Origin of the sequence: Bradyrhizobium sp. BR 1432, from assembly GCF_051547705.1 — a bacterium.
Taxonomy (GTDB): Bacteria; Pseudomonadota; Alphaproteobacteria; order Rhizobiales; family Xanthobacteraceae; genus Bradyrhizobium; species Bradyrhizobium zhanjiangense.
The window spans coordinates 3,829,203-3,852,893 of the sequence record NZ_JBPUGF010000003.1; the positions used below are offsets into that span (position 1 = coordinate 3,829,203).

23 protein-coding genes and 3 pseudogenes are annotated in these 23,691 nt (G+C 62.0%); 17 read left to right on the forward strand and 9 right to left on the reverse strand.

Annotated elements, in window-relative coordinates; translation table 11 throughout:
• The first annotated feature begins 176 nt into the window (after positions 1–176).
• The 3 genes and pseudogenes from ACSKB8_RS18435 (at position 177) to ACSKB8_RS18445 (ending at position 3,178) form a co-directional block, all read left to right on the forward strand.
• Positions 177–1,676 (forward strand): hypothetical protein, encoded by a 1,500-nt coding sequence (locus tag ACSKB8_RS18435; RefSeq protein WP_438105573.1) that lies wholly within the window; start codon positions 177–179, stop codon positions 1,674–1,676.
• 57 nt (positions 1,677–1,733) lie between these two features.
• Entirely contained in the window at positions 1,734–2,339 is a 606-nt protein-coding gene (locus ACSKB8_RS18440; RefSeq protein ID WP_438105574.1) for an ERG2 family protein, read from the forward strand.
• Positions 2,340–2,706: 367 nt separating this feature from the next.
• Positions 2,707–3,178, forward strand: a pseudogene (locus ACSKB8_RS18445) (sterol desaturase family protein).
• A gap of 46 nt (positions 3,179–3,224) precedes the next feature.
• On the opposite strand, the gene ACSKB8_RS18450 reads toward ACSKB8_RS18445, so the two are convergent.
• From ACSKB8_RS18450 to ACSKB8_RS18460, 3 genes are read right to left on the reverse strand one after another with little or no spacing between them, the layout of a single operon-like run.
• Positions 3,225–4,592, reverse strand: coding sequence for a cytochrome P450 (locus tag ACSKB8_RS18450; protein WP_438105575.1), 1,368 nt, complete (start codon positions 4,590–4,592; stop codon positions 3,225–3,227).
• 5 nt (positions 4,593–4,597) lie between these two features.
• Entirely contained in the window at positions 4,598–6,046 is a 1,449-nt protein-coding gene (locus ACSKB8_RS18455; protein ID WP_438105576.1) for a radical SAM protein, read from the reverse strand.
• A gap of 25 nt (positions 6,047–6,071) precedes the next feature.
• Positions 6,072–6,656: a PEP-utilizing enzyme gene (locus ACSKB8_RS18460; protein WP_438105577.1), complete on the reverse strand. Its 585-nt coding sequence runs from the start codon at positions 6,654–6,656 to the stop codon at positions 6,072–6,074.
• 92 nt (positions 6,657–6,748) lie between these two features.
• On the opposite strand from ACSKB8_RS18460, the gene ACSKB8_RS18465 reads away from it, so the two are divergent.
• Positions 6,749–7,255, forward strand: a complete 507-nt coding sequence (locus ACSKB8_RS18465) for a hypothetical protein (protein WP_438105578.1) — start codon at positions 6,749–6,751, stop codon at positions 7,253–7,255.
• Between the two features lie 513 nt (positions 7,256–7,768).
• Here ACSKB8_RS18465 and ACSKB8_RS18470 read toward each other — a convergent pair.
• On the reverse strand, positions 7,769–8,278 hold the full coding sequence (locus ACSKB8_RS18470; protein ID WP_438105579.1) for a dual specificity protein phosphatase family protein: 510 nt from the start codon (positions 8,276–8,278) through the stop codon (positions 7,769–7,771).
• 101 nt (positions 8,279–8,379) lie between these two features.
• Between ACSKB8_RS18470 and ACSKB8_RS18475 the strand changes: the two genes are divergently transcribed.
• The 11 genes and pseudogenes from ACSKB8_RS18475 (at position 8,380) to ACSKB8_RS18525 (ending at position 17,699) form a co-directional block, all read left to right on the forward strand.
• A complete protein-coding gene (locus ACSKB8_RS18475) occupies positions 8,380–9,390 on the forward strand; it encodes a class I SAM-dependent methyltransferase (protein ID WP_438105580.1) in 1,011 nt (336 codons plus the stop codon).
• Positions 9,380–10,783, forward strand: coding sequence for a radical SAM family heme chaperone HemW (gene hemW / locus ACSKB8_RS18480; protein ID WP_438105581.1), 1,404 nt, complete (start codon positions 9,380–9,382; stop codon positions 10,781–10,783). The genes ACSKB8_RS18475 and hemW (ACSKB8_RS18480) overlap by 11 nt, the downstream gene beginning before the upstream one ends.
• A complete protein-coding gene (locus tag ACSKB8_RS18485; RefSeq protein ID WP_438105582.1) occupies positions 10,780–11,205 on the forward strand; it encodes a hypothetical protein in 426 nt (141 codons plus the stop codon). Before hemW (ACSKB8_RS18480) ends, ACSKB8_RS18485 begins: the two co-directional genes overlap by 4 nt.
• Complete coding sequence (gene hemW, locus ACSKB8_RS18490) at positions 11,165–12,364, forward strand: radical SAM family heme chaperone HemW (RefSeq protein ID WP_438105583.1); 1,200 nt, start codon at positions 11,165–11,167, stop codon at positions 12,362–12,364. The genes ACSKB8_RS18485 and hemW (ACSKB8_RS18490) overlap by 41 nt, the downstream gene beginning before the upstream one ends.
• On the forward strand, positions 12,283–12,579 hold the full coding sequence (locus ACSKB8_RS18495) for a hypothetical protein (RefSeq protein WP_438105584.1): 297 nt from the start codon (positions 12,283–12,285) through the stop codon (positions 12,577–12,579). The genes hemW (ACSKB8_RS18490) and ACSKB8_RS18495 overlap by 82 nt, the downstream gene beginning before the upstream one ends.
• A gap of 358 nt (positions 12,580–12,937) precedes the next feature.
• On the forward strand, positions 12,938–13,717 hold the full coding sequence (locus tag ACSKB8_RS18500) for a pentapeptide repeat-containing protein (RefSeq protein WP_438105585.1): 780 nt from the start codon (positions 12,938–12,940) through the stop codon (positions 13,715–13,717).
• A gap of 103 nt (positions 13,718–13,820) precedes the next feature.
• Positions 13,821–14,060: a hypothetical protein gene (locus tag ACSKB8_RS18505; protein ID WP_438105586.1), complete on the forward strand. Its 240-nt coding sequence runs from the start codon at positions 13,821–13,823 to the stop codon at positions 14,058–14,060.
• Positions 14,061–14,131: 71 nt separating this feature from the next.
• A complete protein-coding gene (locus ACSKB8_RS18510) occupies positions 14,132–15,052 on the forward strand; it encodes a hypothetical protein (protein ID WP_438105587.1) in 921 nt (306 codons plus the stop codon).
• A 20-nt stretch (positions 15,053–15,072) separates the two neighbouring features.
• Positions 15,073–16,457, forward strand: a pseudogene (locus ACSKB8_RS18515) (cytochrome P450).
• Complete coding sequence (locus ACSKB8_RS18520) at positions 16,438–16,815, forward strand: hypothetical protein (protein ID WP_438105588.1); 378 nt, start codon at positions 16,438–16,440, stop codon at positions 16,813–16,815. Before ACSKB8_RS18515 ends, ACSKB8_RS18520 begins: the two are co-directional and overlap by 20 nt.
• Positions 16,752–17,699 carry an NAD(P)/FAD-dependent oxidoreductase gene (locus ACSKB8_RS18525; protein WP_438105589.1) on the forward strand — a complete coding sequence of 316 codons (948 nt, stop codon included), beginning with the start codon at positions 16,752–16,754 and terminating at the stop codon, positions 17,697–17,699. Before ACSKB8_RS18520 ends, ACSKB8_RS18525 begins: the two co-directional genes overlap by 64 nt.
• Here ACSKB8_RS18525 and ACSKB8_RS18530 read toward each other — a convergent pair.
• The 4 genes from ACSKB8_RS18530 to ACSKB8_RS18545 are packed head-to-tail and all read right to left on the reverse strand — an operon-like array spanning position 17,629 to position 21,773.
• The gene (locus ACSKB8_RS18530; RefSeq protein ID WP_438105590.1) at positions 17,629–18,816 is read right to left on the reverse strand and encodes a hypothetical protein; all 1,188 of its coding nucleotides are present in this window, start codon (positions 18,814–18,816) and stop codon (positions 17,629–17,631) included. The genes ACSKB8_RS18525 and ACSKB8_RS18530 overlap by 71 nt on opposite strands.
• Complete coding sequence (locus ACSKB8_RS18535) at positions 18,813–19,568, reverse strand: DNA alkylation repair protein (RefSeq protein WP_438105591.1); 756 nt, start codon at positions 19,566–19,568, stop codon at positions 18,813–18,815. The genes ACSKB8_RS18530 and ACSKB8_RS18535 overlap by 4 nt, the downstream gene beginning before the upstream one ends.
• Before the next feature lie 21 nt (positions 19,569–19,589).
• Complete coding sequence (locus ACSKB8_RS18540) at positions 19,590–21,032, reverse strand: 4-hydroxyphenylacetate 3-hydroxylase N-terminal domain-containing protein (RefSeq protein ID WP_438105592.1); 1,443 nt, start codon at positions 21,030–21,032, stop codon at positions 19,590–19,592.
• Between the two features lie 9 nt (positions 21,033–21,041).
• The gene (locus ACSKB8_RS18545; protein ID WP_438105593.1) at positions 21,042–21,773 is read right to left on the reverse strand and encodes a DNA alkylation repair protein; all 732 of its coding nucleotides are present in this window, start codon (positions 21,771–21,773) and stop codon (positions 21,042–21,044) included.
• A gap of 162 nt (positions 21,774–21,935) precedes the next feature.
• Between ACSKB8_RS18545 and ACSKB8_RS18550 the strand changes: the two genes are divergently transcribed.
• Both ACSKB8_RS18550 and ACSKB8_RS18555 read left to right on the forward strand, forming a co-directional pair.
• Positions 21,936–22,466: a hypothetical protein gene (locus ACSKB8_RS18550; protein ID WP_438105594.1), complete on the forward strand. Its 531-nt coding sequence runs from the start codon at positions 21,936–21,938 to the stop codon at positions 22,464–22,466.
• 285 nt (positions 22,467–22,751) lie between these two features.
• A complete protein-coding gene (locus tag ACSKB8_RS18555) occupies positions 22,752–23,282 on the forward strand; it encodes a hypothetical protein (RefSeq protein ID WP_438105595.1) in 531 nt (176 codons plus the stop codon).
• A gap of 258 nt (positions 23,283–23,540) precedes the next feature.
• On the opposite strand, the pseudogene ACSKB8_RS18560 reads toward ACSKB8_RS18555, so the two are convergent.
• A pseudogene (locus ACSKB8_RS18560) lies at positions 23,541–23,681 on the reverse strand (DUF932 domain-containing protein); the annotation flags it as partial.
• Positions 23,682–23,691 lie beyond the last annotated feature (10 nt).

The window sequence follows — 23,691 nt, forward strand, 5'->3', positions numbered from 1 at the left end:
GTTGATGAGACGATCCTCACGACGCGTCCCTCCCGCCTCTCACGCCCTTCATCGAGGACGTCGAGGTTCTAGCTTGCACCCAGTAAGTGTACTCTAGCCTCGCGACCCGCGCAAGACGTAACCTTTTTCGCCGGCCTCGTCTGCGGGCAAGCCAGTCGTCTCGCGACGACCGCTGCATGTTGCGCCAGTTCTCGATCGGCGGCGCTAACGCGGATTGCGAGCCAGCAGCACGAATCGTGCACTGCGCGTCAAATTACCCCAGATTGTGGCCGCGCTTCGATTGTGTCATTCTGGCGAGCATGTGGCGGAATGTACGCCACTCGCCGCCCGCCTCACGACACACGAAAGAGGGCTGCTGCGTGCCGCACGATATTTCAATTGCGAGCCAGCCACCGAGCGGACTGCGCAATGCGTTGCGTTACACGGTCATTCCGCTCGTCTTCATGCTGACATTGCCGCCTGCCACGATCGTATCGTGGCTGATCGTATCGCATTTCGACGGCTCCATCGTTGCGTTCGCCTCGGCGCGCCTGGGCGAGATTGTCAGGCTGTGGCCCCTGCCTGATTGGACCGCGGTGTCCATCATCTTGGTGTGGGTCGCCTTACAAGCATTGCTGCTCATCAGCCTACCCGGCCGGCTGCATGTCGGTCCGGCCACGCCGGCGGGCGCGCACGTCACCTATCGGCTTAACGGTCTTCCCGCGTTCCTCGTCACCATCGTCTGCTTCTATTTGGGCGCCTACCATTACTCCTGGTTCTCGCCGGCCATTGTGTACGACCACTTCGGCGCGATTCTGATGACGTGCAATCTGATGGCGCTGCTGTGCAGTCTGTTGCTGTACTTCAAAGGCTTGAGAATGCCCCGGTCGGCTGATACCGGCACGACCGGATGGCGGGTCTGGGATTTCTATTGGGGCACGGAACTGCACCCGCGGGTTTTCGGGATAGATCTCAAGCAGCTCGTCATCTGCCGGCTCGCCATGATGGGCTGGAGCGTGGTAGTCCTGTCCTGTATCGCCAAGCAGATTGAGAGTTACGGCCGTCTGAGCAATGCGCTCGCCGTCGCCGCTGCTCTGCAGCTTCTCTACATCTTCAAATTCTTCTGCTGGGAGAGCGGCTATTTCAACACGCTCGACGTCATGCATTATCGGTTCGGCTTTCGCAATTTCTGGGGCGTCACAAGCTGGCTGCCGGCAATCTATGCGATCGTGCCGCTGTATCTCGCCGGTCGCCCCGATGATCTTTCGCTCGCCGCCGCTTTCGGCATCCTCGCGCTCGGCCTTGCGGCGATCTGGCTCAACTACGATGCGGATGCGCAGCGCCAACGGGTACGGGCGACGGGAGGCAACATCATCATATGGGGGCGCAAGGCTGCGGTGCTGCCGGCAACCTACCGAACAGCCGACGGCGCTCGACACCAGACAGTTCTGCTTGTCGCCGGTTGGTGGGGACTGGCGCGTCATTTCCACTACGTTCCTGAAATGATGATCGCCGTGAGCTGGACGCTGCCGGCCGGATTCGACCACGCCATACCCTGGTTCTACGTCGTCTATCTGATCATGCTCTTGGTGCACCGTGCCGCTTACGACGATCGGCGTTGTCTGGAAAAATATGGGCAGGTCTGGGAGGCGTATTGCGCGCGCGTACCCTACCGCGTGATTCCGTTCGCCTACTAACCGGCTCAGGACTCTGAAATAGGCATTCTGCGCGGAGCCACGAGAAGGAGCGCCCACGTGGCGTATGTGTTCGATCCCGATGTCCTGCGTGCTGCCGCGCGGGCTGGCAGCGGCCTGCCGCTGGAGGAACGGCTGCGCACGGTTACGCGCGAGCTGGCGAAGTGCTATCCCGGCAGGATCAGCGAAGAGCAGGAATGGGTCTTCAGCAATGCCGGTGGCGTTATGGGGCAGTTCTCCATCCTGTATGCGTCTCTGACCGAATACGTGATCTTCTTTGGCAGCCCGATCGGGAGTTCCGGCCACACCGGTCGCTATTCCTTTGTGAAGGACTGGGCGTTCCTGTTAGACGGCGAGCTCTGGTATTTCGAACAAGGCCAGCTTTCCCGGGACGTGGTCCGTGCCGGGGATGAGGTCGTGCTGGAGTTCCGCCGCGCCAAGGGCTATCGCATCGTTGATCACGCCTGGATTCTCGAATACGCACGCGGGCCGATCGTCACGATGCTGCCGTTCGGGCTCGCCGACGCGTTCTTCAGCACACTCGATGGTCGAACGATCTGTCGCACCTTTCGGCTCTACGGAAAACACGTGTTGCGAAACTGGCGGACAGCCGCGGGCCGCCGAGCACAGGGTACGTCGGCGCGGCCCGGCGCGCGGTTGAAATAGCGAGCCGCGACGCCGGTACACGATCGACAGGGACATATCCGTGATCTATCAGTGGCTACATTCCCACTATGGTTGGACCGGACTGCTCGTCGCGACGGCGCTCTTTGGCCACCTTCTTTATTTCGTGGTGGCGAGTCTAAGTTACTATGTCTATTTCGTGCTTGGGCGCGACCGCTTCCTGCCGGCCTACCGCGAGGATCGAAAAAGGGTTCGCGCCGCCATCCTGTGGTCCGTGTACGGCCTTCTCGGCAACGCCGTACTCGTGCTACCGGTGCAGCTCTTGATCGTGCACGGTTATTTTCCGCTCTACAACGCAATCGGCGAGCACGGCGCGGCATATCTCGTCATCACCTGCATTGGTGCGCTGGTGTTCGCAGAGACCTGCATCTATTGGATCCACCGCGCGTTGCACGTCGGCTTTCTCTACCGACTGCTACACGTACATCATCATCGATTTCGAGAGCCGACTCCTTACGCCGCCTTTGCCTTTCATCCGCTCGATCTCCTTTGCGCAATCCCTGCCTTACCACGTCTACGCCCTGATCGTTCCGATGTACGATTGCGCGTATCTCGCGCTGTTCGCCTTCTCCATGCTGTGGTCGCTGATGATTCATGATCAAGTGCGCTGGGTTCCGTTCCGTTTCATCAACCATACCGGCTGCCACACGGCACACCATTGGTATTGCCGCTACAACTACGGCAACTATTCTACCTTCTGGGATCATCTGTGCGGTACCTATTGCGAGCCCGAACGACTGCCCGACCGGTTCGGCGCGTCCAAACAGCCGCTGCTCGGCCGTTCCCTCGCGCAATCGCCCGAGCCATTGCCAGGCGAATAGGGACCCGCGCCCCGCCCATGGTAGCGATCGGTCCCAAGATCTGCTCTCAGCCGCTCCTCTCGGCCGAACGGCCCACCGCTACGACGCGAAGCCCGTCGCGTGGGACGAGATGCACGCCCCTGCCCACCGCACTGACCGCGGTGTCGCACGGCTTGAGATCGAGGGCGTCGAGAGCCGCCGCGACCACGACCTTGATCTCCAGCAGGGCCAGCGGATTCCCGATGCATTGGCGATTGCCACCTCCGAACGTCGTGAGCTCGTGGGCAGCCGGCGGCGATTCGAGGAATTGGTTCGGACGAAACCGATCGGCATCGGAATAGACGTCCTTGCGCCGATGCAGCAGGTACGAGCAGTTCGTCAGGATGACGCCAGGCGGCAGGCGATAACCCGCAATGGATATGGGCGCTGTAATCAGCCGGCCGCCGCAGATCGGCGACACGGGACGGACACGAAGACTTTCACGGACCACAGCATCGAGGTAGGGCAGGCGACCGATTTCGGCGATATCGCACAACCCAGCGAGCTCGCAACGCACCTGCTCTCGCGCATCGGGATAGGCAAGCAGCCTTTCGAACACCCAGCACATCGCTATGTGAGTCGTCTCGTAGCCGGCGATCAGAAGCGCGATGAGTTCATCGCATATCTGCTCGTCGTCGAGACTACTTCCGTCCGCGTCGCGCTGGCGCAGCAGAAACGACAACGTATCGTCGCCGCTGGACGCCCCCGCAGCCCTGCGCTTCTCGAGTTCACTGACCAGCGCCGCGCGCGTGCTCCTGGCAAGGTGCACGATCCGGCCCCACGGACTGAAGCGCCCGAAATTCCATTGCAGAGCCGGAATGAACAGGAACGGCGAGCTCATCCCGGTCTCGCCGAGCCGCTTGATCAGACCAGCAAGCCGCGGATCGGCCTTCGGCTCGAGGCCCAGGATGGCGCGCATGATGACGTCAAGCGAAATGGTCTGCAGGCATGGATGGAGCGCGAAGGGCCGCCCCCGCGGCCACGCCGCGATGGCCTCGCGAGCCGCCCGGTGCGCAGAGAGCGCGAACACACCGACGCGGCTCGCGGAAAAGTAGGGCAGCAACATGCGACGCCGTCGCTGGTGCTCCGCACCATCGAGCGTCAGCGAGGCGTTCCAACCGGTCAGCGGCGCGAACACGCCGCCAGCTGCGCGCCCGGACCGTAGCACGTCCGGATCCGCAGCGTACATCTCCCGCAGGTCGGCGGGCGAGCTGAGGCAGATCCAAGGCCGGTTGCCGGCGAGCCGCAAGACGAATATGTCGCCGTAGCGTTGGTGGAGCTCATCGAGAAAAGACGTCGGGGCGGTCGCAAAACGGTAGGTCTGCCAGAGAGGCGAACGCGGCGAGCCCGGCGGCATCGCGTCGAGGACGCTGCGCGGTCCTTGCCCAGCTGCCATCTGCACTAACGTCCGAAACCGGTCCCTGCGGTCAGTTTGTCAAGCCTGATCTCGGTTCCTCCGATGCGGACCACCGACGGATCATTCTTGGGTTCGTGCCAGCAGTATGGAACCGACGAAAAGAAGTCCCCGGTCTCGCATTCGGAATGAACCCCGCACCCTCCGCCGCACATGCTACGATGGCCGCAACCGGTACATTTGCCCGACGTCTTTTTGCGGTCGCGAATGTCGTTGAAGAGTTGCGACTGCATGATCGTCTCGAAAGGTGTTTGCAGGAGATTTCCGAGCCTCAGCTTGGTTGGGTAGTAGCAAGGCATGAAATCGCCGTTGACGTCGACGCCGGAGATTGTCCGGCACGCCTGGCACCCGACCCCCCATTCAAGCGCGGTCTGCTCCTTGTCGTCGAGCGGAATGTCCATGAACGGCGTCCAGTCCCAGATGTCGAAGATCGGCAGCGTTCCAACATAGCCTTTGCGCACAGCCTCGACCGCGTGCTTGTACTTGAAATCGTAGAATTGGCGGTACTCGTCGTTGGTGAGGCCGATCTCGTCCCAATGCAGGGCGGCGGTGCCCGACTTGATCACCGCGCGCATGTAGCACACAGCGCCCCAACTCTCGACCATGTCCTTGATTTCCTGCATCTCGTCGAGATTCTGCTTCATGATGACGGCATTGACGATGACGAAGAGGCCTGCGTCGAGCGCCGTCTTGATCGCGCGTTCCGCGAGTTCGCCCGAACGCTTTACGCCACGGATCAGCGACGCCTTGATCGGGTTAGTGCTGTCAAGGCTGATGAAAACGTGGTTCATCTTGTTCTGCACGCAGAATTTCGCATAATCCTTCTTGAACAGCAGCCCGTTGGTGGCAAGCGCATGGAAATAGCCGTGATCGCCGCTGTGCTCGATTATATTCCTCAGATCTTTGCGCACGAGCGGCTCGCCGCCGAAATAGATGTACACGCCGTGGCGGCCCTGCTTGCGGAGCGTCGTTTCCAGATCGTCGACAATGCCGATCCATTTATCGATCGGCAAGTCCGGACGGGCATTGAGGTGGACAGCACAGTGCTTGCATGTCTCGTTGCACCGGTCGGTCATGTAGAGGGTAATGTGATAGTTGCCGGGATGGAACGCCTTTCCGAACTGCTCCCATGATTGGGCATACTGGTCGCGAACGTCCTTCAAATTGATGTACTTCATCACCTCGACACCGAGGCTCTCGACCAGTTTGACGCACTCTCCCTTGAACTGCTTCGGCGTGATGTCGAACAGAGCGGTAAACAAGTCCGCCTCGTTCACCAGCGCAGAATTCCGGCTAAGGCAGCGGGCCTCCGCAGCTTTGCGCAGCTTGGGCCGGACGATCGGACGAAACATCAGCGGGATACCATGGACCACCTTCTCGAACTGATGATCGACGGGAGTTGGCCAGCTCATCGTGCTTTTCATGTGCTTGTTCACAGCGGTCTCCTGTCGTAGGTGAGGGCTAAAGAGACTGTAGTTCCACGTGCACCAGGCCGGCCGTTCCATCGACCGTCACTTGGTCCCCGTTCTTGACCACGCGCGTCGCCTGCTGGGTGCCCACTACCGCCGGTATTCGGAACTCGCGGGCGATGATGGAGCTGTGTGAAGTGGCGGCGCCGACGTCGGTAACGATTGCCGCCACTTGGGAGAAAAGAGGAGTCCAGTTCGGGGTCGTCCGCACCGCGACCAAGATTTCGCCGGGCTCGAGACCGGCCGCGTCGTCCAGGGTCCGGCAGACGCGCGCGCGGCCGCTACGCGATCCGGGCTTGCCGCGATCCCGCGCAAGATCCAGTCGTTCGGGGTGCCGGCGCCGCAGATCGCCCGCAGATTGATCGGCCAAGTCATGGCTTTTTCCGAAGCGGGATCGCCCGGTGGTGGAATGCAGCGAGGCGGCTCGAGTTCGTGCTGGCGCAGCCAAAGTTGACGATTGTCGCGGGCCGTGGCGGCCCAGGTGTCGGCGCCCCTTCGTTCGGAGCAGGCGCGTTTGAGATCGTCGTAGGTGAGGAAGAACACGTCGTCCGCTGCGTCGAGCCGGCCATCCCGGCACAGCCGCCCGCCGATCTCGCCAAGGTAACGGCGGAAGATCGGCCAGGCTCGCTGGATGTCGAAGGTCGTGTTGTCGAGCACGGTCTCGTAGCGGTGCAAGGCGGCCAAGAGCCGGTTGAAGATCTTGCGCTTCTTGGGAGAGAGGCCATCGCGGATGCGGTTCGAGATCTGCTCTCGCTCGGCCGCCGACTTCTGAAGCGCGATATCCGGATTTCTGGCGCTCCCGCGCCCGTAGGCTTGCAGTGCCACGGCGAGATCGGCCGGCAACTCCCGCAGGCAGGGATGAACGAAGTCGAGTGTGTTGATCTGATGCCCGACTTGAGCCAGCGCCAACACGAGCTGCGCGCCGAAATCCTGCGACGAGTCAGCGGCACCTCCCGCGGCGATTGCCGTGGCGAGCGCTTGCGCAGCGTCGGCACGGCCGAGGATGCCGGCCTGCCGCGCGCTCTGGGCGAGATTGTAGAGGTGACGTTGGCCGCCGATGATGCTGGTCTGGAAGCCGCGCAGCAGGGTCAGGATGTCGACGTCGGAAAAATCGGACTTGAGAATGCCCCCGAGAAAGCGCTTGAGGGGACACTCCGCCCGAAGCCAAACCGATAGCGTACCAGCATTCCGCGACGTCGAGCGCCAGTTCCTCAAGGCGAGCGAGCAGCAGCTCGGTCGAGCTACCCTCCACGTCGAGGGCATCGTGGCTCGCCACGCGTTCCAGAAAGGTCGGCAGCGTCTTCGCTTCCCAGCGTTCGGTCCACCCGCCCAACGCTTCGGAGATAAAAAACCGCACCGGCAGCACCATCAGGCTGACGGTGCTCGGCTCAGCTCGGGCAAAAAAGTAGCCGTTGACGACGCAATAGGCCGGCGACTTCACACGCCACATCCGTGGCAGGCGCTGGCCAAGTCGCCCGCTGCCCGCCCGCTCGCGCGCTTCGACCAGCATCGGCACAAGGAAAGTTCGAAACAGCGGCGATAAGGGACCGTGCACCCACTCTCCGAGACGCCAGGTGCGCAGCCACAGCGCGCCCGCAATCGGGCTTGTCCACTCAACATCCCCCGAATCGCCAGGCCGGCTGAGTTCTTCGCGACCGCGTCTCAACGCTCCCTCCCGTTCCGGTGCGGTTAGGCCCGCAGCCGGTCGATCCGATCTGATAGTGTCCGCAGCACCTCGTCTTCCAGAACCGCGTCCGGCTGAGCCTGCTTGATGCGCTCGCGCGCATCGACGTCGGGCGTGCCCATCACGCGCAGCACCGCATACGTGATCTTGGCAGACCGATTGCGGCCTGCCAGGCAGTGAACAAACAGCGCATTGTTCGCTCCCTCCAATGCGCGTCGTGCGAAGGCTAAGGCGGGCTCGATCGCCACTATCGAGAAATCGATGTCGTTGCCGAGCTTTTGCCAGTGCACCGAAATTCCGGTATCGCCGACAAGCAGCGTGTCGTCGAACTCGTCTTGCAGATTGATGACATGGGTGATCCCGGCGTCCGCGACGACGCGCATGTTTTCGGGCGTGCCGATCATGCTGCCGAATGCGAGCCGTGGAGCGACCCAATTTATCTCAGTGGGAAAATCGCGGTGAACCGCCGTCCCGGAAACAAAAAAAGCCGCTGAAGCTTCGTTGTCCGCTGTCACGGTTCGAACTCTGCACCGTTTGTGAGACAGACAAAGATCGCACAACCGTTTGTCGATTACAATATGGAAAAAATGTCTAGGTTGTCGTTCGGAGTTGTAGTATGTTGGAAAAATTACACCCAGACGTAGCCTCATTTGTGCTGTCCGCATTCGGCCACCGCGATGGATCGGCAATGTCGGAATTGTCCTGGAGCCCAAAGGCCCTGACGCTCTTTCAGGACCTCATGGAAAGCGGTCCCCCGGCCGCCTTCAAGGAGTCGGCGACGCGCGCCGTTTGGGGCGCAGCCATGAATGCGGCGCGTCGTCGCGGGGGCAAAACAGTTGAAGAGGCTGATGTGGCCTCGGGCTGCCTTCGCGTCGCGCCGCCCGCGTTCCGGCCGAATGTCGTTGCCAACCTCGAGCGTCGCGGCGTGCTCGCCGAGCAGGTCCCGTTATTCACGTGTGATAGTGCCACCAACCTGCCGGGTTCGGGCGCGCGCGCAGCGGCGCAAGCCAATTCGCCACCGGATCCCGGTGCGAGCGCCTGGGAGCGAATCCATGAGCGCATTATTCCCTACCGGGACGAGACAGAGCGGATTATCGGCAAGCAGGCACAGAAAGGCAGCTGCCGCATCCTCGACTTGGCATGTGGTACGGGGCGCCATCTGATCGAGGCAGCGCGCCTCGGCCACCGCTGCACCGGCATCGACCAGCAGGCCTGGAAGATAGAACGCGCGCAAGCGCACAGTGCACAACTCGGCCTCGACGCCGAGTTTCTGTGCGGAGACTTACGCACGCTCACTGTCCCGGCGATCTACGACATCGTCGTCTGTCTCTATGCCATGAGCACGATGAAGACGGACGCCGATATCGCTGCCGTCTTCGCCACTGTAGATCAGGCCCTGCTCCCGACCGGCCGTTTTGTATTCAACGTTCTCAACCGGGATGCGATCAGTGGCGCAAACCCGCTGTCGTCCGACGGCCACCTGCGGACGTTCGCCAAGGATGAAATCCTCGGCCATGCGCGCAAAGCCGGTTTCGAATTGCTGGACATAACGCTGTTCGACGTCGCGGACACCAAGGACCTCGACATTTTCCTCTCCATGCGGCGGATGACAACAGATGGCGGTTGATCGGGAATATCCACTTTACGAGTACTGGGCGGAGTATCCGCACCGCGATAAGGAATACGTGCGATGGTACCCGCCGACGCTGCATCGAATCCAATCTCGCGCCGTACTCGATCTCATATCCGAAGGACCACGCCCCCTCGCCTTCTATCTCCATGTCCCGTTCTGCAAGGACATTTGTCCGTATTGCCCGTTCAACAAATACAGCCTTCGCGAGGAACGCAAGGATGCTTTCCTAAGAGGCATTCTGCGTGAGATCAAGATGGTCGCGCAAAGCGCAGATCATAGAGACACGCCGATGTCGGCCGGCTATTTCGGCGGGGGCACGCCGACCGCGCTGCAGACGCCGGACATCCTGCGCATCGTCGAGATGTGCTTGGGCAGCTTCAAGATCACGCCGGGAGCCGAGATCACCATCGAGGCGAATCCCGACACTGTGGATATCGAGAAGCTTCGCGCCCTGCGGCAGGCCGGAGTCAACCGGATCAGCTTCGGCGTTCAGTCGTTCCGCGATTCGTTCCTCAAGGTGTTGGGACGGACGCACAGCGCGGACGGAGCGCTGCGCGCGATCGATCTGGCGCATCAAGCGGGCTTCGACAACGTTGCCATCGACCTCATGTACCGGGTGCCCGGCCAATCGCTCGACAACTGGCGAGGAGACCTGGGGACCGCGCTAAGCGCGGGCGTTGATCATATCAGCACGTATTGCCTGTTCCTCGATCCGGGCACGCGGATGTACAGCGACACGCTTGCCGGCCTCCTGCTCGACTATCCCGATGAGGATACCGAGCGAGCGATGTATCAATGCACACAGGACACTCTCGGGGCGGCCGGGTTTGTCCACTACACGATCAATGATTTCAGCCTGGCTGGCAAACGGTCAGATCACCACCTGTACAACTGGCAGGCGCCGCAACGAAGCTATGTGGGGATGGGACCCGGCGCCTTTGGCTACGTCGAAGCCGGCAGACGTGGACTCGTTTACTGCACCATTCATTCCCTAAAGGAGTATCTCGCCGCCATCGAGAATGGAGAGTTGCCGGTGCGGCTCGGCCACGAGGTCGGCGATGTCGAGCGTCAGGCTCGCTACATGGTCCTCGGACTAAGGTGCCTCGAAGTGCGAAAGGCCCCGTTCCGCGAGATGTTCGGCGTGCGCATGGAGGACGTGTTCGGCGATGCGCTGCGTCGCCTCGTCGCCACCGATCTGCTCATTGAGGATGACGAGCGCGTGCGCATGACGGAGAAGGGTCGGCACTTTGCCTCCAACGTGCTCAAGGCCTTCTATACGCCCGAAAACCGACGCATGCCGCAACCGATCGGCGTCGAACTGTCTGCCGGACGCGGCGCCAGCATGATCTCGGTCGATTCGACCGGCATCGCGGAAAGGCCGTCATGACCCCATCCGAGACCATGTCGCCCGACCGCTGGCACGCGTGCCTCGTCGAGACATTCGACGCGGTCTCCGAGCATGCGCCGTGCCGGTCGATTCTGGCGGAACTCGGTACGACCCGGCTGCAACTGCTGTTCGATGACCGGCCGGAAATGAACTATTGGGAGGACTACCGCGATGGGCGCGTGACGCCGCATCTGGGTACGTGTGATGAGGCCGCGGTCGAGATATCGACCACGTTCCCCGTGCTGCTGGACACACTGTTGAGCAGAATGAGCATCATGGAAGCGGCCGCCGACGAAGTCTACGACCTGCGAGGCGACACCACGACCCTGATGAAGTGCGCCAACCTGCTTCCGTATGTCATGGCGGCCTTCTCCCGCACCTATGCTCGCCGATTTGCGGGGAACTCGGAGGCAGCGGAATGAACGAACAGCTCCCCTACGACTATTGGCGAGAGTTCCCGACCGCGACCCGCAGGCGATGGTCTGGTATCCGTTGTCGTTCGGCCCGGTCGAGCCAAACGAGATCTGGCCGACCCGCAAGCAGGCGCTCCGCGCGCAAACGTCCCTGTATGTGCACGTGCCGTTTTGCGCGGTCATCTGCCCGTTCTGCCCGTTCAACAAGTACCCGTCCGTGCACGACCAGATGCAGGCGTTCGTGCAGGCCGTCAAGCGCGAGATCTCCATGCTGGGCGAGCGCGGCCAATGGCAAGAGATGACGATGAGCGCCGCGTTCTTCGGCGGTGGAACGCCGACCGCATTGAGCGCGCACCAGCTCGTGGAAATCATCACTCATGCGCGGCGCGCTCTGCCCTGGCAACCTGGGGCCGAGATCACCGTCGAGGGAAGCCCGGAAACGCTGACGACCGACAAGCTTGCCGCGCTGCGCGACGCGGGCGTCAATCGTATCAGCTTCGGCGTGCAGAGCTTCGATGACCAGTACCTTCGCATGATCGGACGCGGGCACAATTCGGACATGGCAAAGCGCGCCGTCGAGATGGTGCTGAACTCGGGTTTCGACAATCTCGCCATCGACATGATGTACCGCCTCCCCGGACAGACCATGGAGGAATGGGAACGCGAACTTTCGGTCGCTCTGTCGACCGGCGTCCAGCACATCAGCGCCTACAGCCTGTTCGTGGAGCCAGGTTCGGCGCTCGCCAAGGTGCGGCGCCGCGGAAAAATGGTCGAGCAGGCGAGCGTGGAGACCGATCTCGAGATGTGGCGGCTATGCATCGACACTCTAGAAGGTCGCGGCTACAAGCTCTACACGCTTTACGATTTTGCCCTCGCCGGGAGAGCCAGCGAGCATCACCTGATCAACTGGCGCGCGCCGCAGGCTGAATATGTCGGCATAGGGCCGGGCGCGTTCTCGTACGTGCAAAGCCCGAACGGCGAGTTCGTGTACGGCAACATCAATCCCATCGATCAGTACTGCGAAACGCTGGCCGCCGATCGGCTCCCCATCGATTTCGGCATCAGACTCGTTCGGAAGAGGAGAGCATGGCGCGCTACATGGTGCTCGGCACGAATGCTCTCGTCATTCCCAAGCAGCCTTTCGCCGATCGGTATGGAACCACGATAGACCAGCAGTTCGGCGAAACGGTCGATCGGCTGGTCGAATTGGGGCTCGTCGAGAACACGCCGGTGTCGATCGATCTGACCCTGCGGGGTAAACTCTATCTCGCCAACGTGGGCAAATCGTTCGCATCGGACATGAGCCGGATGAAACCGCATCCGGCCGGCGTCGATCTTCAGCGCGGAGAAGGCCTCAGTCTCAGCGGAATAGTCAGTAGGTAGAGCATTTGACTGTCGATGCAAGTTTCCAGCTGGAAGAAGTACGATGACCAACAGGGCTCAGATCAACATTGCGCACGTCGCTCACCCGAGTGATCCTGAAAGGCACAAGGGCGCCGCGATCTCTGGCATTGGAGCCCAGAAATTTGAACACGCGACAGAGGGTTTGAGGTCAAGAGACGTCGACCCAAACTTGCTGCACCTTGTGGAACGCAGAAAACGCTAGGATTGATTTGCAATGGCATGCGCATACGCCGGTTGCGAGATCTGCTCATCCAGCGATACAGACGGGCTCTGCCTGCTGCATAGCCGCCTTCCATGCAAGGATCCAATATCGTTCACGCAACTCTTCCAGAAGACTGTGCTGTCGGGGCAGACAAGACTGCGCGGCATCGTGTTTCCATCCGGGCTTGCTCTAGAGCAAGTTGCGTTAATCGGACACGATCTTGAAGAGGCCATTTTTGTTGAAGTCGACCTCTCTGGCGCAAAGCTTGCCGGGGTCCATCTGCATGGAGCCGATCTCAGCCGCGCAATTTTGACCGACGCGGATATCTGCGGCGGGGCTTTCATGAAATCAAACCTCAGCGCTGCCTCGTTTGGGCGCGCGGCCATGAAAGGTGTCTACTGTTACGACTCAAACTTGACCGGCGCCGACTTCGCGGGTGCACAACTGATCGGCGCCCATCTGGATGAATCGTGCGCCGACCACGCCTGCTTCGAAAACTGCAGCATGGACGGCATCCACCTAGCCAATGCATCCGCTCTAGGCGCCGATTTTACCAATGCCCGGATGAGGGCCGCAAACCTGACTCGTTTTCGCGCAATGCAAGCGTGTTTTGACGGCGCATGTTTGGAAGGAAGCGTCATGAAAGGCGCTAACCTGGAGGGGTCTTCTCTAAGGGACTGTGTATTGGCGGGCGCCAATCTGGAGAATGCGATCCTGGAAGACGCTGACCTCAGGGGCACTAGTCTTGCTGGTGCATTTCTTTATCGCACCAATCTTAGGAACGCCGACCTGCGCGGTGTCTCGTTAGTCGGCGCCACATTGATACAAGCAGATCTAAGGCAGGCGGACTTGAGAAACGCCGATGTGCGGGGAGCAAGATTTAAGCAGGCAAAAACCGGAGGTATGCGGTTCTGATCTCAGCGCGGAAAAAGGCTCAGTCTCGCCTAAATCAATTCCATGGAGTCGAATTACGTTCGTGACCGCCGCATCGCGGTTGATTTACAAAGGAGAGGATGCCATGTCGAACCTAGCTCGCATAAACCTCAACTACGTGTCACAGTCCGGCGACGCGGATCGTTGCTGCAAGCGTTGCTTCCACTTCAAGTCGTCGACTGAGGGCGCCAGTGGCGCGTGCGACAATTCGAATGGGAATTGCTTTGGCAGCGTGGTGAGCGCCGAGGGCGTCTGCCAGTTGTTCACGTATCACAACGCCGGAGAGCTGGATATCGGCTGCTTCCTCAACGCGATTCCCTACTAGTTGCTGGAAGTGCAATCATCACCAGCGCATCTTGGGATCGATACCACACCGATATTGCCGTGGAGGAAAATATGGCCAAGAAATCGCGTCCCCGCGTAAACCAACTCGTTGACAGACTGGAGAGTGGCAAACTGTCCATGCGCAACTTTGTGCGCCAGGTAACCCGCGCCGGTGTGCCTAAGACCGGTATCGGCGGCATGATCGGCAAGCCAGAGGCCGCTCCCTCGCTCACCAAGGACCTGGTGCGCACCGGCGTTCTCGTGAAGATCGAGGAGATCAAGAAATCTGGAGAAACCCTCGTACACGGGACTATCAAGCCCGCAGCCGTCGCTTTTACTCAGACCATCCGCAGCGGTCCGTGGACGCTCGAGAGCAAAGCTGCCGCACTCGAGGTTAGCCGCAGGGGTGCCACTGAATCGGTCCCGAGGGACAGCATCATCGAGGTTAAGAAGAGGCAACCGATCGTGCTCAAGAACGCGGGCGCGCGGCCGGTGCGCTTCGTAGCGCATCAGCCGCTATGGGAGCCGAACGAGTTCGTCTACCAGTACAAGGGACAGAAGATCTCGGGCGCCGAAATGTGGTTCGAATTGAAAACGTCGGACACGGACAAGAAGGCCCGCCCGATGTACAATGTGATTTCGTCCGGAGGGAAAGGCAATTTCGTTCTGGCGACGGTCGAGCCTGGTACCGAGACACTGCGGTGCTACTACACCGACAGCGACTATATCGTGACCGGCCTGACCGGGACCGGAACGATCACCATCGAGGCGAAGCGTGCCAAGAGGACGGAGGCCATCGGCCGCGGAAAGAACATAAGGATCGCTAAGAAGGAAATCTTTAGCATCGGCAATGACGGATCGGCCCCCCTGGTGATCGAGATCAGATCGGTGTCCACGCGCTACTGGACTCCGGACTCTTCGTATTTCGACGTCGGAAAGTCCAAGTTCGCGTCCGGCAGCGAGATCTATTTCGAGTTCGTGATTCCAACCTGACCCTCCTGGAAATCTCGGTCATGTCGGCGGCAACTATCTTGCCCTCGCGTCCCCCGCCTCCGGGACGCCGCGGCATTCCGATTGTGGGAGAGAGCTGGGCGTTCATCACCGCCCCGCGGCAATTTCTCCTTGAGCGCGTTGCCGAGCACGGACCTATCTTTCGCAGCCACATCCTGGGGCGGCCGACCGTTCTCATGGTCGGCCCCGAGGCGCTCCGCTTCGTCCTGGTGACGCACCAGAAGCACTTCGCCACCGGTCGTGGCTGGCCGCGCGGGCTGCGCCTGCTGATGGACGGCGCCCTGATGATGCAGGATGGCGACGAGCACCAGCGGACGCGGCGCGCACTCGCTTCCGCGTTTTCCACGCCGGCGTTGCGAAGCTACGTGCCCGCAATCGAGCGGACTGCGTCCCAACATCTCGCGCGCTGGGCCGCCGGTGGCGAGTTCCGCCTCTACGATGCCACCAAGCTCTTGATGTTCGACATCGCCAGCCAGCTGCTGCTGGGCCGCCGCTTCGATGCTGAAGTCGAACTCGCTGTCGGAACTCTTCGAATACTATACTCGCGGGATGGAGGGTCTCCATCCGATCCTTCCGATTCCGGTTGCATGGACGCCCTTCGGCCGGGCGCTGTGGGCGCGAAACGAGCTTTTGCGTCATATGCGTGTGTGCTGCAGGAGCGGCGGCACCGGCCGGCCGAAGACGCGCTGAGCCTGCTGCTCGAAGCCGAGGGCACCCCGGGTGACCAGATCTCTGACGCGGAGCTCTGCCGCCATGTCCTGTTCCTGCTGCTGGCCGGGCACGAAAGCTCGACCTCGCTTGTGGCGATGGCCGTGATGGAATTCTGCCGCCATCCCGACATCCTGCAGCAGGCGCGCGCAGAGCAAGCGGCGTTCCGCCACGGCGAGCTGTCGTTCGAATCGATCGCTGCGATGGAAACCCTCGATCGCGTCGTGCTCGAAACCGAGCGGCTCCATCCGCCGTTCATCGGCGCATTCAGGCACGTGGTCAAATCATTCGAGTTCGCGGGCTATCATGTCCCGGCCGGCTCGCACGTGTTCTACTGCATCGCCGGAACCCATCACCTCGACAACGCGCATGTGAATCCCATGCGATACGATCCCGACCGCTTCCGGCATCCGCAGGACAAATCGCGCGGCAGACCTGCGCACTGGCCGGATTCGGCGGCGGGGGCCACGTCTGTCTGGGTAGGGACCTCGCGCGTCTTGAGACGAAAATCGTGCTGGCGCTGCTGCTGCGCGCCTACGACGTGACGCTTGCGCCGGATCAAAGCCTGGAGATGACGTTCATGCCGTCGATCCGTCCCAAGAGCGGGCTGCGCGCGCATCTAGTTTCCCGTGCATTCAACCCCAGCGTCGGAGCCGAACATGTTGCCGCGCCGCAGTGATATCCGGACTGTCGCCGTGATTGGCGCCAACGTCGCTGGCGCCACCGTGGCGAACCTGCTGGCCGGCGCAGGCCGCACCGTATTCATGTTCGACAAGACCTCCTTGGTCGATCCGCGCGTGGGAGAGTCGCTGCTGCCGTCGGCGGTCCCAGTGCTACGGCGGCTTCTTCCTGAGGAGGAGATCGAATGCATTTCCCTGCTCAAGCCCGGCCTGAGCTTCGTGCTGCAGAACGGCCGCCGGTTGACCTTTGAGATGAAAATCTTGAAGGCATCGCGAACACCTATTCGTACAACGTGCCGCGCCCGAAATTCGACCACCTGCTGCGGAACACCGCGGCGCGCCGGGGCGTCCGCGTGATCCGGCAAGCCGCGCAACTGCGCAGTGAGGGCGACAGAATCCTGCTCGCGGACGAGTCGCTGGCGCAAACGGGGAGTGAACGCCAGCCCGATCTGGTGATCGATGCCACCGGGCGCGCACAACTCGTCACCCGGACGCTCCACGGCAAGGTGTCGGCGGGAGGGCGGACGGCGCTCGCCCTCTATGCACATTATGCCGGCGTCGATCTTGGCGCCCCGGCAGGCCACGCGGTCATCTCGCCGATGCAGCGCGGCTGGTGCTGGCGGATCCCGCTGCGCGACCGCATCTCCGTTGGAATCGTCATGCGCCAGCAGCACTGGGCGGAGTTCGGCGACAACGCACGCGCGCAGCTCGAGAACTGCCTCAAGAGCGATGCCGTTCTCGGTCCCGCCACATCGAACGCTGATCGCGTCTCGGAGGTTCTCGGCACCGAGTACCAGCAATACGAGGCGCAGCGGCTGTGCGGCGAGAACTGGGCGCTGGTCGGCGACGCGGCCGGTTTCGTCGATCCGACGCTGTCGCCGGGCGTCACCGTCGCGCTCATGAGCGCCAGCGAGTTTGCCGATTGCATCATGATGTCGGACGAACGACCAATCGAGGAAGCGCTGGCACGCTGGGAAACGAAGTGCCACAGGCGGTTGCAGGCTTGGGCGGAGATCGTATCCTATTTCTACGACGGCAGCCTGTTCGCGGTCATCCAACAGGGCGAGGATTTCTCCGGCGAGATGCCCTGGCTCGCGCCGCTCAGCCGGCACATGAAGCGCAGCATCGGCGCCGCGATGGTAGGAGCGAGAACGGACGCTTTCTACAATCTCAACCTCGTACGGTTCCTGGCCACAAGAGGCCTTGTGCGCTATCAGCGCTCAGACTGGGCCATTCACTAGCGAGTTCCCCGATCCACTCGGCGATGTGAACGGCAAGGCTCCTGCCGACGTCGGGGATCGCCTCGAGGCCGGCCTGGCCGCGGTTGGCGAGAACGTGGGCAAGATTGTCCGGCCAGTCATCGAGGGTCCAAGCAGCCTTGCGGTAGGCCCAGATGTGCGCCGAGGCGGCGTTCTCCAGTTCGAGATCATAGGTGCGAAGAAACAGGCGTTCGGCGATCTTCCTGTTCAACGCCAGCGGTCCAGGCGCAACATACCGTGGGATGCGGTCGGCGATGCCATATCGCAGGCAGAGTTCGCGGACCTTTCTGCCCAGGTCCGCTGTATAGAAACTGGGCGGGCTAGGTGCCGGTAGGCCGCCCGGAGCCCAGCGATACAGGCGCCGTATCTTCGCTTCGGCGGCTGGATCGATCTGCCTGGCGGCTTGCAGGGTCAACTCGGCTTGAACTCCTCCCATCGAAAGGCCGCCCGCAAGAACGAAGGAGCCGCCGTGATCCTTGGTCGCCTTGATCATAGTGTCGAGCCGCTCCGGCGAGTCGCCGATGGAGGGTATGACCGGCATGAGCACCGTACCCGTCATCAGCCCGGCCTTCGCTATTGCCTCCATGGCCCTGAGCCGTGCCCGGACGGAAGGACAGCGAAACTCGAACGCCTTCCGTTGCTCCTCATCCGCTCCGACAAAGCTGAACGCCACACCGGTCCAGGTCTTCCGTGCGATTTCGGTGAACAGGTCGATGTCGCGGGTAACCAGAACGGATCGCTCCAGCACAAACAGCGGAAAAGCCCGCTCAAGGACGACTTCGAGCATCTTGCGGGTAATCTGTTGGATCCGCTCAGCCGGCTGCTGCCAGTCGCCGCACATGATGATGTCGGGATCAAGTCGCGCAAGTTCCTTGCGCAGAAGTGCCGGGGCATTGGTCTTGGCTGCGATCAGCGTGTCGAAGGTCGCCGGATCGCGCTTACCGAGATAGACGCCACCGCGGAGGTAACAGAATGGGCAGCCCGCTGCACACCCAACATAGGGCTTCGCGCTGTACCGCGTCCAGAACCAGGGTCCGTCCACATGCTTGTGCACGTTAACGATCTTACGGGCGACCTGCTCCTGCACCTCCGGCTTCATCGGGCGTCTCCCAGCGCGCGCGCCCGTTGCGCGCGGTCGAGATAGGTGAGCGCCTTGCGCAGCATTAGGGCACGGATCTCCCCTCTCCCGCGTCGACGCATCTGCGCCACCCAGCTCGCCACCTGCTCAGGTTGATGCTTGCCGAGTGTCTTGAGGCCCCATCCGATCCCCTTGATGGCATCGGTGTCCTGCTCGGCAACGGCGGGTTCGAGAAAACGAAGCATGGCTTTCGTGCAGGCGGCGTGTCGCGCCGCGGCTCCCGGCTCGGCATGGGCGCGCTTAGCCCAGTGATGGATACCAGATCCGAGCGCCCGGCGCACCCAGGGATTCGGATCGTCGCGCCAGGACGCCAGGCGGCTCAGCGCGTCGTCGAAATCATTCAGCAGGACCGTTCCGGCCAGGCGCTCGCCGAAAATGTCCGCCGCATACCAGATCTGCGCCGAGACGATGTAGCCTCGGCACCGCGCCAGAGCCCTGTCGGGACCGGTATGCAGCTCGTGCCGCAGGATGCTGGCGATGATCACCCAGCCGCCCTCTGCCTGCGTCTCGGCAATCGCGTCGAGCAAGCAGGCTACGCGCCGCATGTCGGGCTTTTCCGTCATGATGGCTTCGCCGATCACCTCTAATGTGGGAAACGCCACGCGGTTCGCCAGCACCGGGCGCAACAGCGCCATCGCAACGTCGACGGAAGCCGATCCGCGTAGCATCGTTCCGACGGCATGTCCGACGCTACGGGCTTCGCCGATCTTCATGCCGATGTGCACTCGCTGCTTTCACCCGCGGATGACGGCCGCTCCCGTGTCGTCTGCACGTTTCGCGCCGGCGCCGGCGAGGGCCAAGGCGAGCGTCTGGCTCGCCTTCAGATCGAACCGCTCGAAAAACGCCGTACGGTTGCGCGTGAGATCGCGCCCGTTGAAGACCTCGAACATATATTGGCGGCCCGCAAAAGCGCTAGCGGCGAGATCCCAGGCGAGTCGAAAAACGCGCCGACGCTCGTCGTCGTTGCCGCCGTGACCGGGCGCCGCCAGCTCGGGCGCCTCAGCGTCCGCGACCCCCGGCGACATCAGCACGCTCTGTCCCGCGATGCCGACGAGGCTTTCGCGCAAACGGTGGTGATGCTCCACAGCGTACATGTGTCCGACAGCCAGGATGCGTGGGTTCGGCATCGCCATGCCGGCGCGGGTCATGATCACGTCCGCCTCCGCAGCGCGGGCGAATGCCCGGATCGTCTCCCCGTAGCGGGCGATGTCAGCGAGACTCTCGCGGATGCCCTGGAATGCGTTAAGGCCGAGATATCCGGCAATCAAGGACGATGTTCCGAGAAATAGGTCCGCCTTGACGGCCGACCGTACCAGGATGTGGTAGTAGGCAAGCGTCAACAGGTTGCGCCACGCCATCGCAACGAGCTCGACATCGCCAGCCACGAAAACCCGCTCCGCCGGGACATTTACCTTGTCGAAGATCGCCCACGCATCCATCTCGTCGAACCGGCCGCCGAGCGGGTGATCCTCGGCCGGTCCCTCGAGCAGGGGTTGCCGGCAAACGAAGCGCAGGCCCTCGGTCTTGGTCGGCACAGCAAAGAACACTGCCTGGTGCGGCGCCAATCCATTGCGCGGCGGCGTGAGCACAATGATCTCATCCGCGATCGGCGCCGAAGTCGCCGCCGCCTTGATGCCGCTGACCTGTATCCCGCCGTCCTTCATCGGCACGTAGCTCAGGTGCGAAATCTTCTTGCTCTCGGTCGCACGGTCGACCTGCCGGTCGGCAAAGCTGTGCGACAGGAACAGATCGCCACCGCGGCAATGCTCGTAATAGCGTGCGATGTTCTGCGCCCAGTCGGCGTTCTTCTTTGCGATCCCGCCGGCGGCATCTAGGAGCCCGATCAGGACCAGCGGAACGTATTCGGGCGTCCGGCCCATCGTGCCGCCGCTCATGCGCGCGACATGATCGATCAAGGCGCCGCGCAGCCGAATGTCGTGTTCGCTGCGCGGAATCTGGTACATCCGGCCGGAGAGCGAGCCGCTCTCGCCCTCCGCCAGAGTAAAAAGCTCGGCGAACTGCGGATCGAACTGCCGGTCGTAGATTTGCGCCACCGCGTCGATCGCTCCGCTGAGCACCGGCTCGCGCACGACCGCCGGGACTTTTCTGCCAAGCAATTGGACGTCGCGGCCGTCGTCGAGGCCCGCCTTGTACTGGTCTCCCCTCCTCAGCGGCATTTCTTCCTCCTACATATGATTCTTCAGCCCGGTCGACAGCTTCGAGCGCACCTCGCGGATGACATGGGGCCGCAGCTTGTCTTCGTTCTCCTTCACGAAGGCCTGCACGGCCGCCGGATCGTGCGTGATGAGCTCGCGCAGCGCCCAGGACAGCGCCTTTGCGACCATGTCGTCATGATCCTCGGTCAGCATCTTGCAGATTTTGAGGGTTCGCCGCGCGTCGCCTTTGCCCCCGCGCGCGGCTTGGTTCAATGCCGTCGTGCAGACGAGCGCGCAACGCCTCCACCATCGATCCTTCGAGCGTGCCCACTTGGCAACATCCGCATCACTGATCTGGCGCTCGCGCCATGCCGGCCCCGCTACCTGTCCGGCAAAAATATCGACTGCGGTCCAGTTGTCGATTCCGCGCCCGAGCAGTTCCAGATCGTCGAGCCCGAGAGAGCGCAAAGCGGCCCGGTGCCGTCCGAGCAGTTCATAGGCGACCTGCCGCGTCTCGAATGTCTTGAGCGCCAGCATGACCTTGGCAAGGGCAATGAGGTCCGGCACCGGCCGATCTTTGATCTTGGCGAACAGGTCCGCGGCCACCCCGCGAATGTCCGGGGTGCGCGTACCCAGAACCTCCTCGGCCGACTCAAGCTTCTTCAGCCGATCCGGCGGGAGCGACTGAGCCTTTTCCTGCAGCGTCTTGAACGCAGCACGCGCGAGACTCGATACGTGTGTCGCAGTAGCAGTTTGGCCCAAGGCCGTCCTCCAACCTATCTGCCCGACCGCCGGTCGCGCGCAATCGTAGGGATCAACCCCTCAGGCGAGCCGGTCCGCAGGTCCTATTGTAGGCTTCTCAGAACAGTGCCACACTTGAGCATCCGTTGCCAGATCTCGCCGGCAAAGGGACATTCTGCTCGCATGCGAACACTGCATCCGCCGGAATCGTCAATACGTCAGCAGGGCGAATTCGCGCTCGCGCGTACGATCGTTGCCGGCCTGATCGCCGGAGCAGTCATGAACATCGGCGAGTTCCTGCTGAACGGCGTCCTTATGCTGCAGGAGTGGAACGTGGCCATGCTGTCGCTGAACCGCCCTCCGGTCGAGGGTGTCGCGATCGCCATGCTAACCGCGATGACATTCGCGCTGGGCCTCCTGACCATGGGCCTTCGAGCGATGATTTCACCCGCAGTCGGGACGGCCGGACGGTCGACGGTCGTCGCCGCATCGATAGCGTGGGCACTCGCCTATGGGCTGGGATTTGGGTGGTCGTTCGCAATGGGCGTGTTTCCCGCGAGGATCTATCTGGCCACCCTGGCGTGGGGATTTGTCGAAATGCAGGTCGCGACGGCGGCCGGCGCCGCGTATGAGCGCAGTATTGCGATTCGGGGACATCGCTTTAGCGAGGCATCCCACGCACCGCCGCCCCTTCGCTCCGCAGACAGCGAGTGAGATTCTGGCCGCGCCTGCCAACAAGGCCGACAGAACGATTTCGGCGCGGTCGTCGGCCACCAGCGGGCCAATCTTGCGTCCCTTCCAGCATAGGCGGATCACACCCCGACCTGAGCGAACGTTCTCTGGGAAAGCCTGGCAGATGAATTCTGATTTTCAGCATAGATGCACAGGTGTAAGTTCTGCAGTCTTCTGCTTATTTTTGCATCGAAATGCAGAATTTTGCAGAGATTTGCAGAAGGCAAGACGGCTTCCTATCTTTTGTTGGTGGACGAGGGAATTAGGATGGTCGACAACAAAGCGCTTGAATCCGGTCTGAAGGCAATGGCAGTGGACTTCCATCTTCCGGGTGGAGGACGCAAGAAGCTTTCGCAGCTGGTCGCCGGACATCTAGACTGGTTCGACGCCGCCGAGCGCCGCGGTATGGGCTGGCTGGACATGATAAGGGCTTTAACCGCCGCCGGCGTGACCGGCAGAGGAGGAGAGCCGTTGAGCGTCGGCACGCTGTCTTCGACGGTCTGGCGTAAGCGCGCGGAATCTGAGGACGTGAAGAGCCGCGCGAGCCGACGAGCGCGGCTCCCGCCGCCAGACCCCGCTTCCCAGCATCGCAGGCTACCGAAAGAGGCAAGCCATTTTTCGGCCGGGAAGCCGCCGCGAAGCGAGCGCACTGCATCCCGCCCCTTCGACGACCAGGCCCAAGTCAATCGGCCCCGCCCAACATTCTCACAGCGTTCGGCACCTGAGGTCAGCAGTCAAAGTAGAGACGTACTCGCGTTCATGGACCGGGCCCGCGCCGTGCGTCGAAAATCGGAATAGTGAACTTGGAGATCCGGCCGGCCAATGCACCTTTCATCGGCGGTACGATGCGGAAGTTCTGACGCATTGTAAGCTATCGGTCGGAGAGTGTCTTAGGATTCGATCCTGACCTTTTTTGCGAGCCGGGCCAAAGGTCGGGCGAGCGCCGGGACGCGGACACGCGTCACCGCCGCCGATCCGGCTTGACGGATCGGCGGCGGTGCGCCAGGCCTGAATGCAAGGCCGCGCAACCAATGCCCGGTTACGCGGCCCATATCTTTAGATTGCGCGCTCCATCAAGCGCTTTGCTCTACCCTCCAGCTCAAGGCGGGTGTCCTGATGAGCCTTCCCGCGAGCAAATGCAGTGATGCCCTCCACGAAATCAAAGATGCTTTCCGGCTTGCGGTTTTCCTCTTCTAAGGCCTGTTTA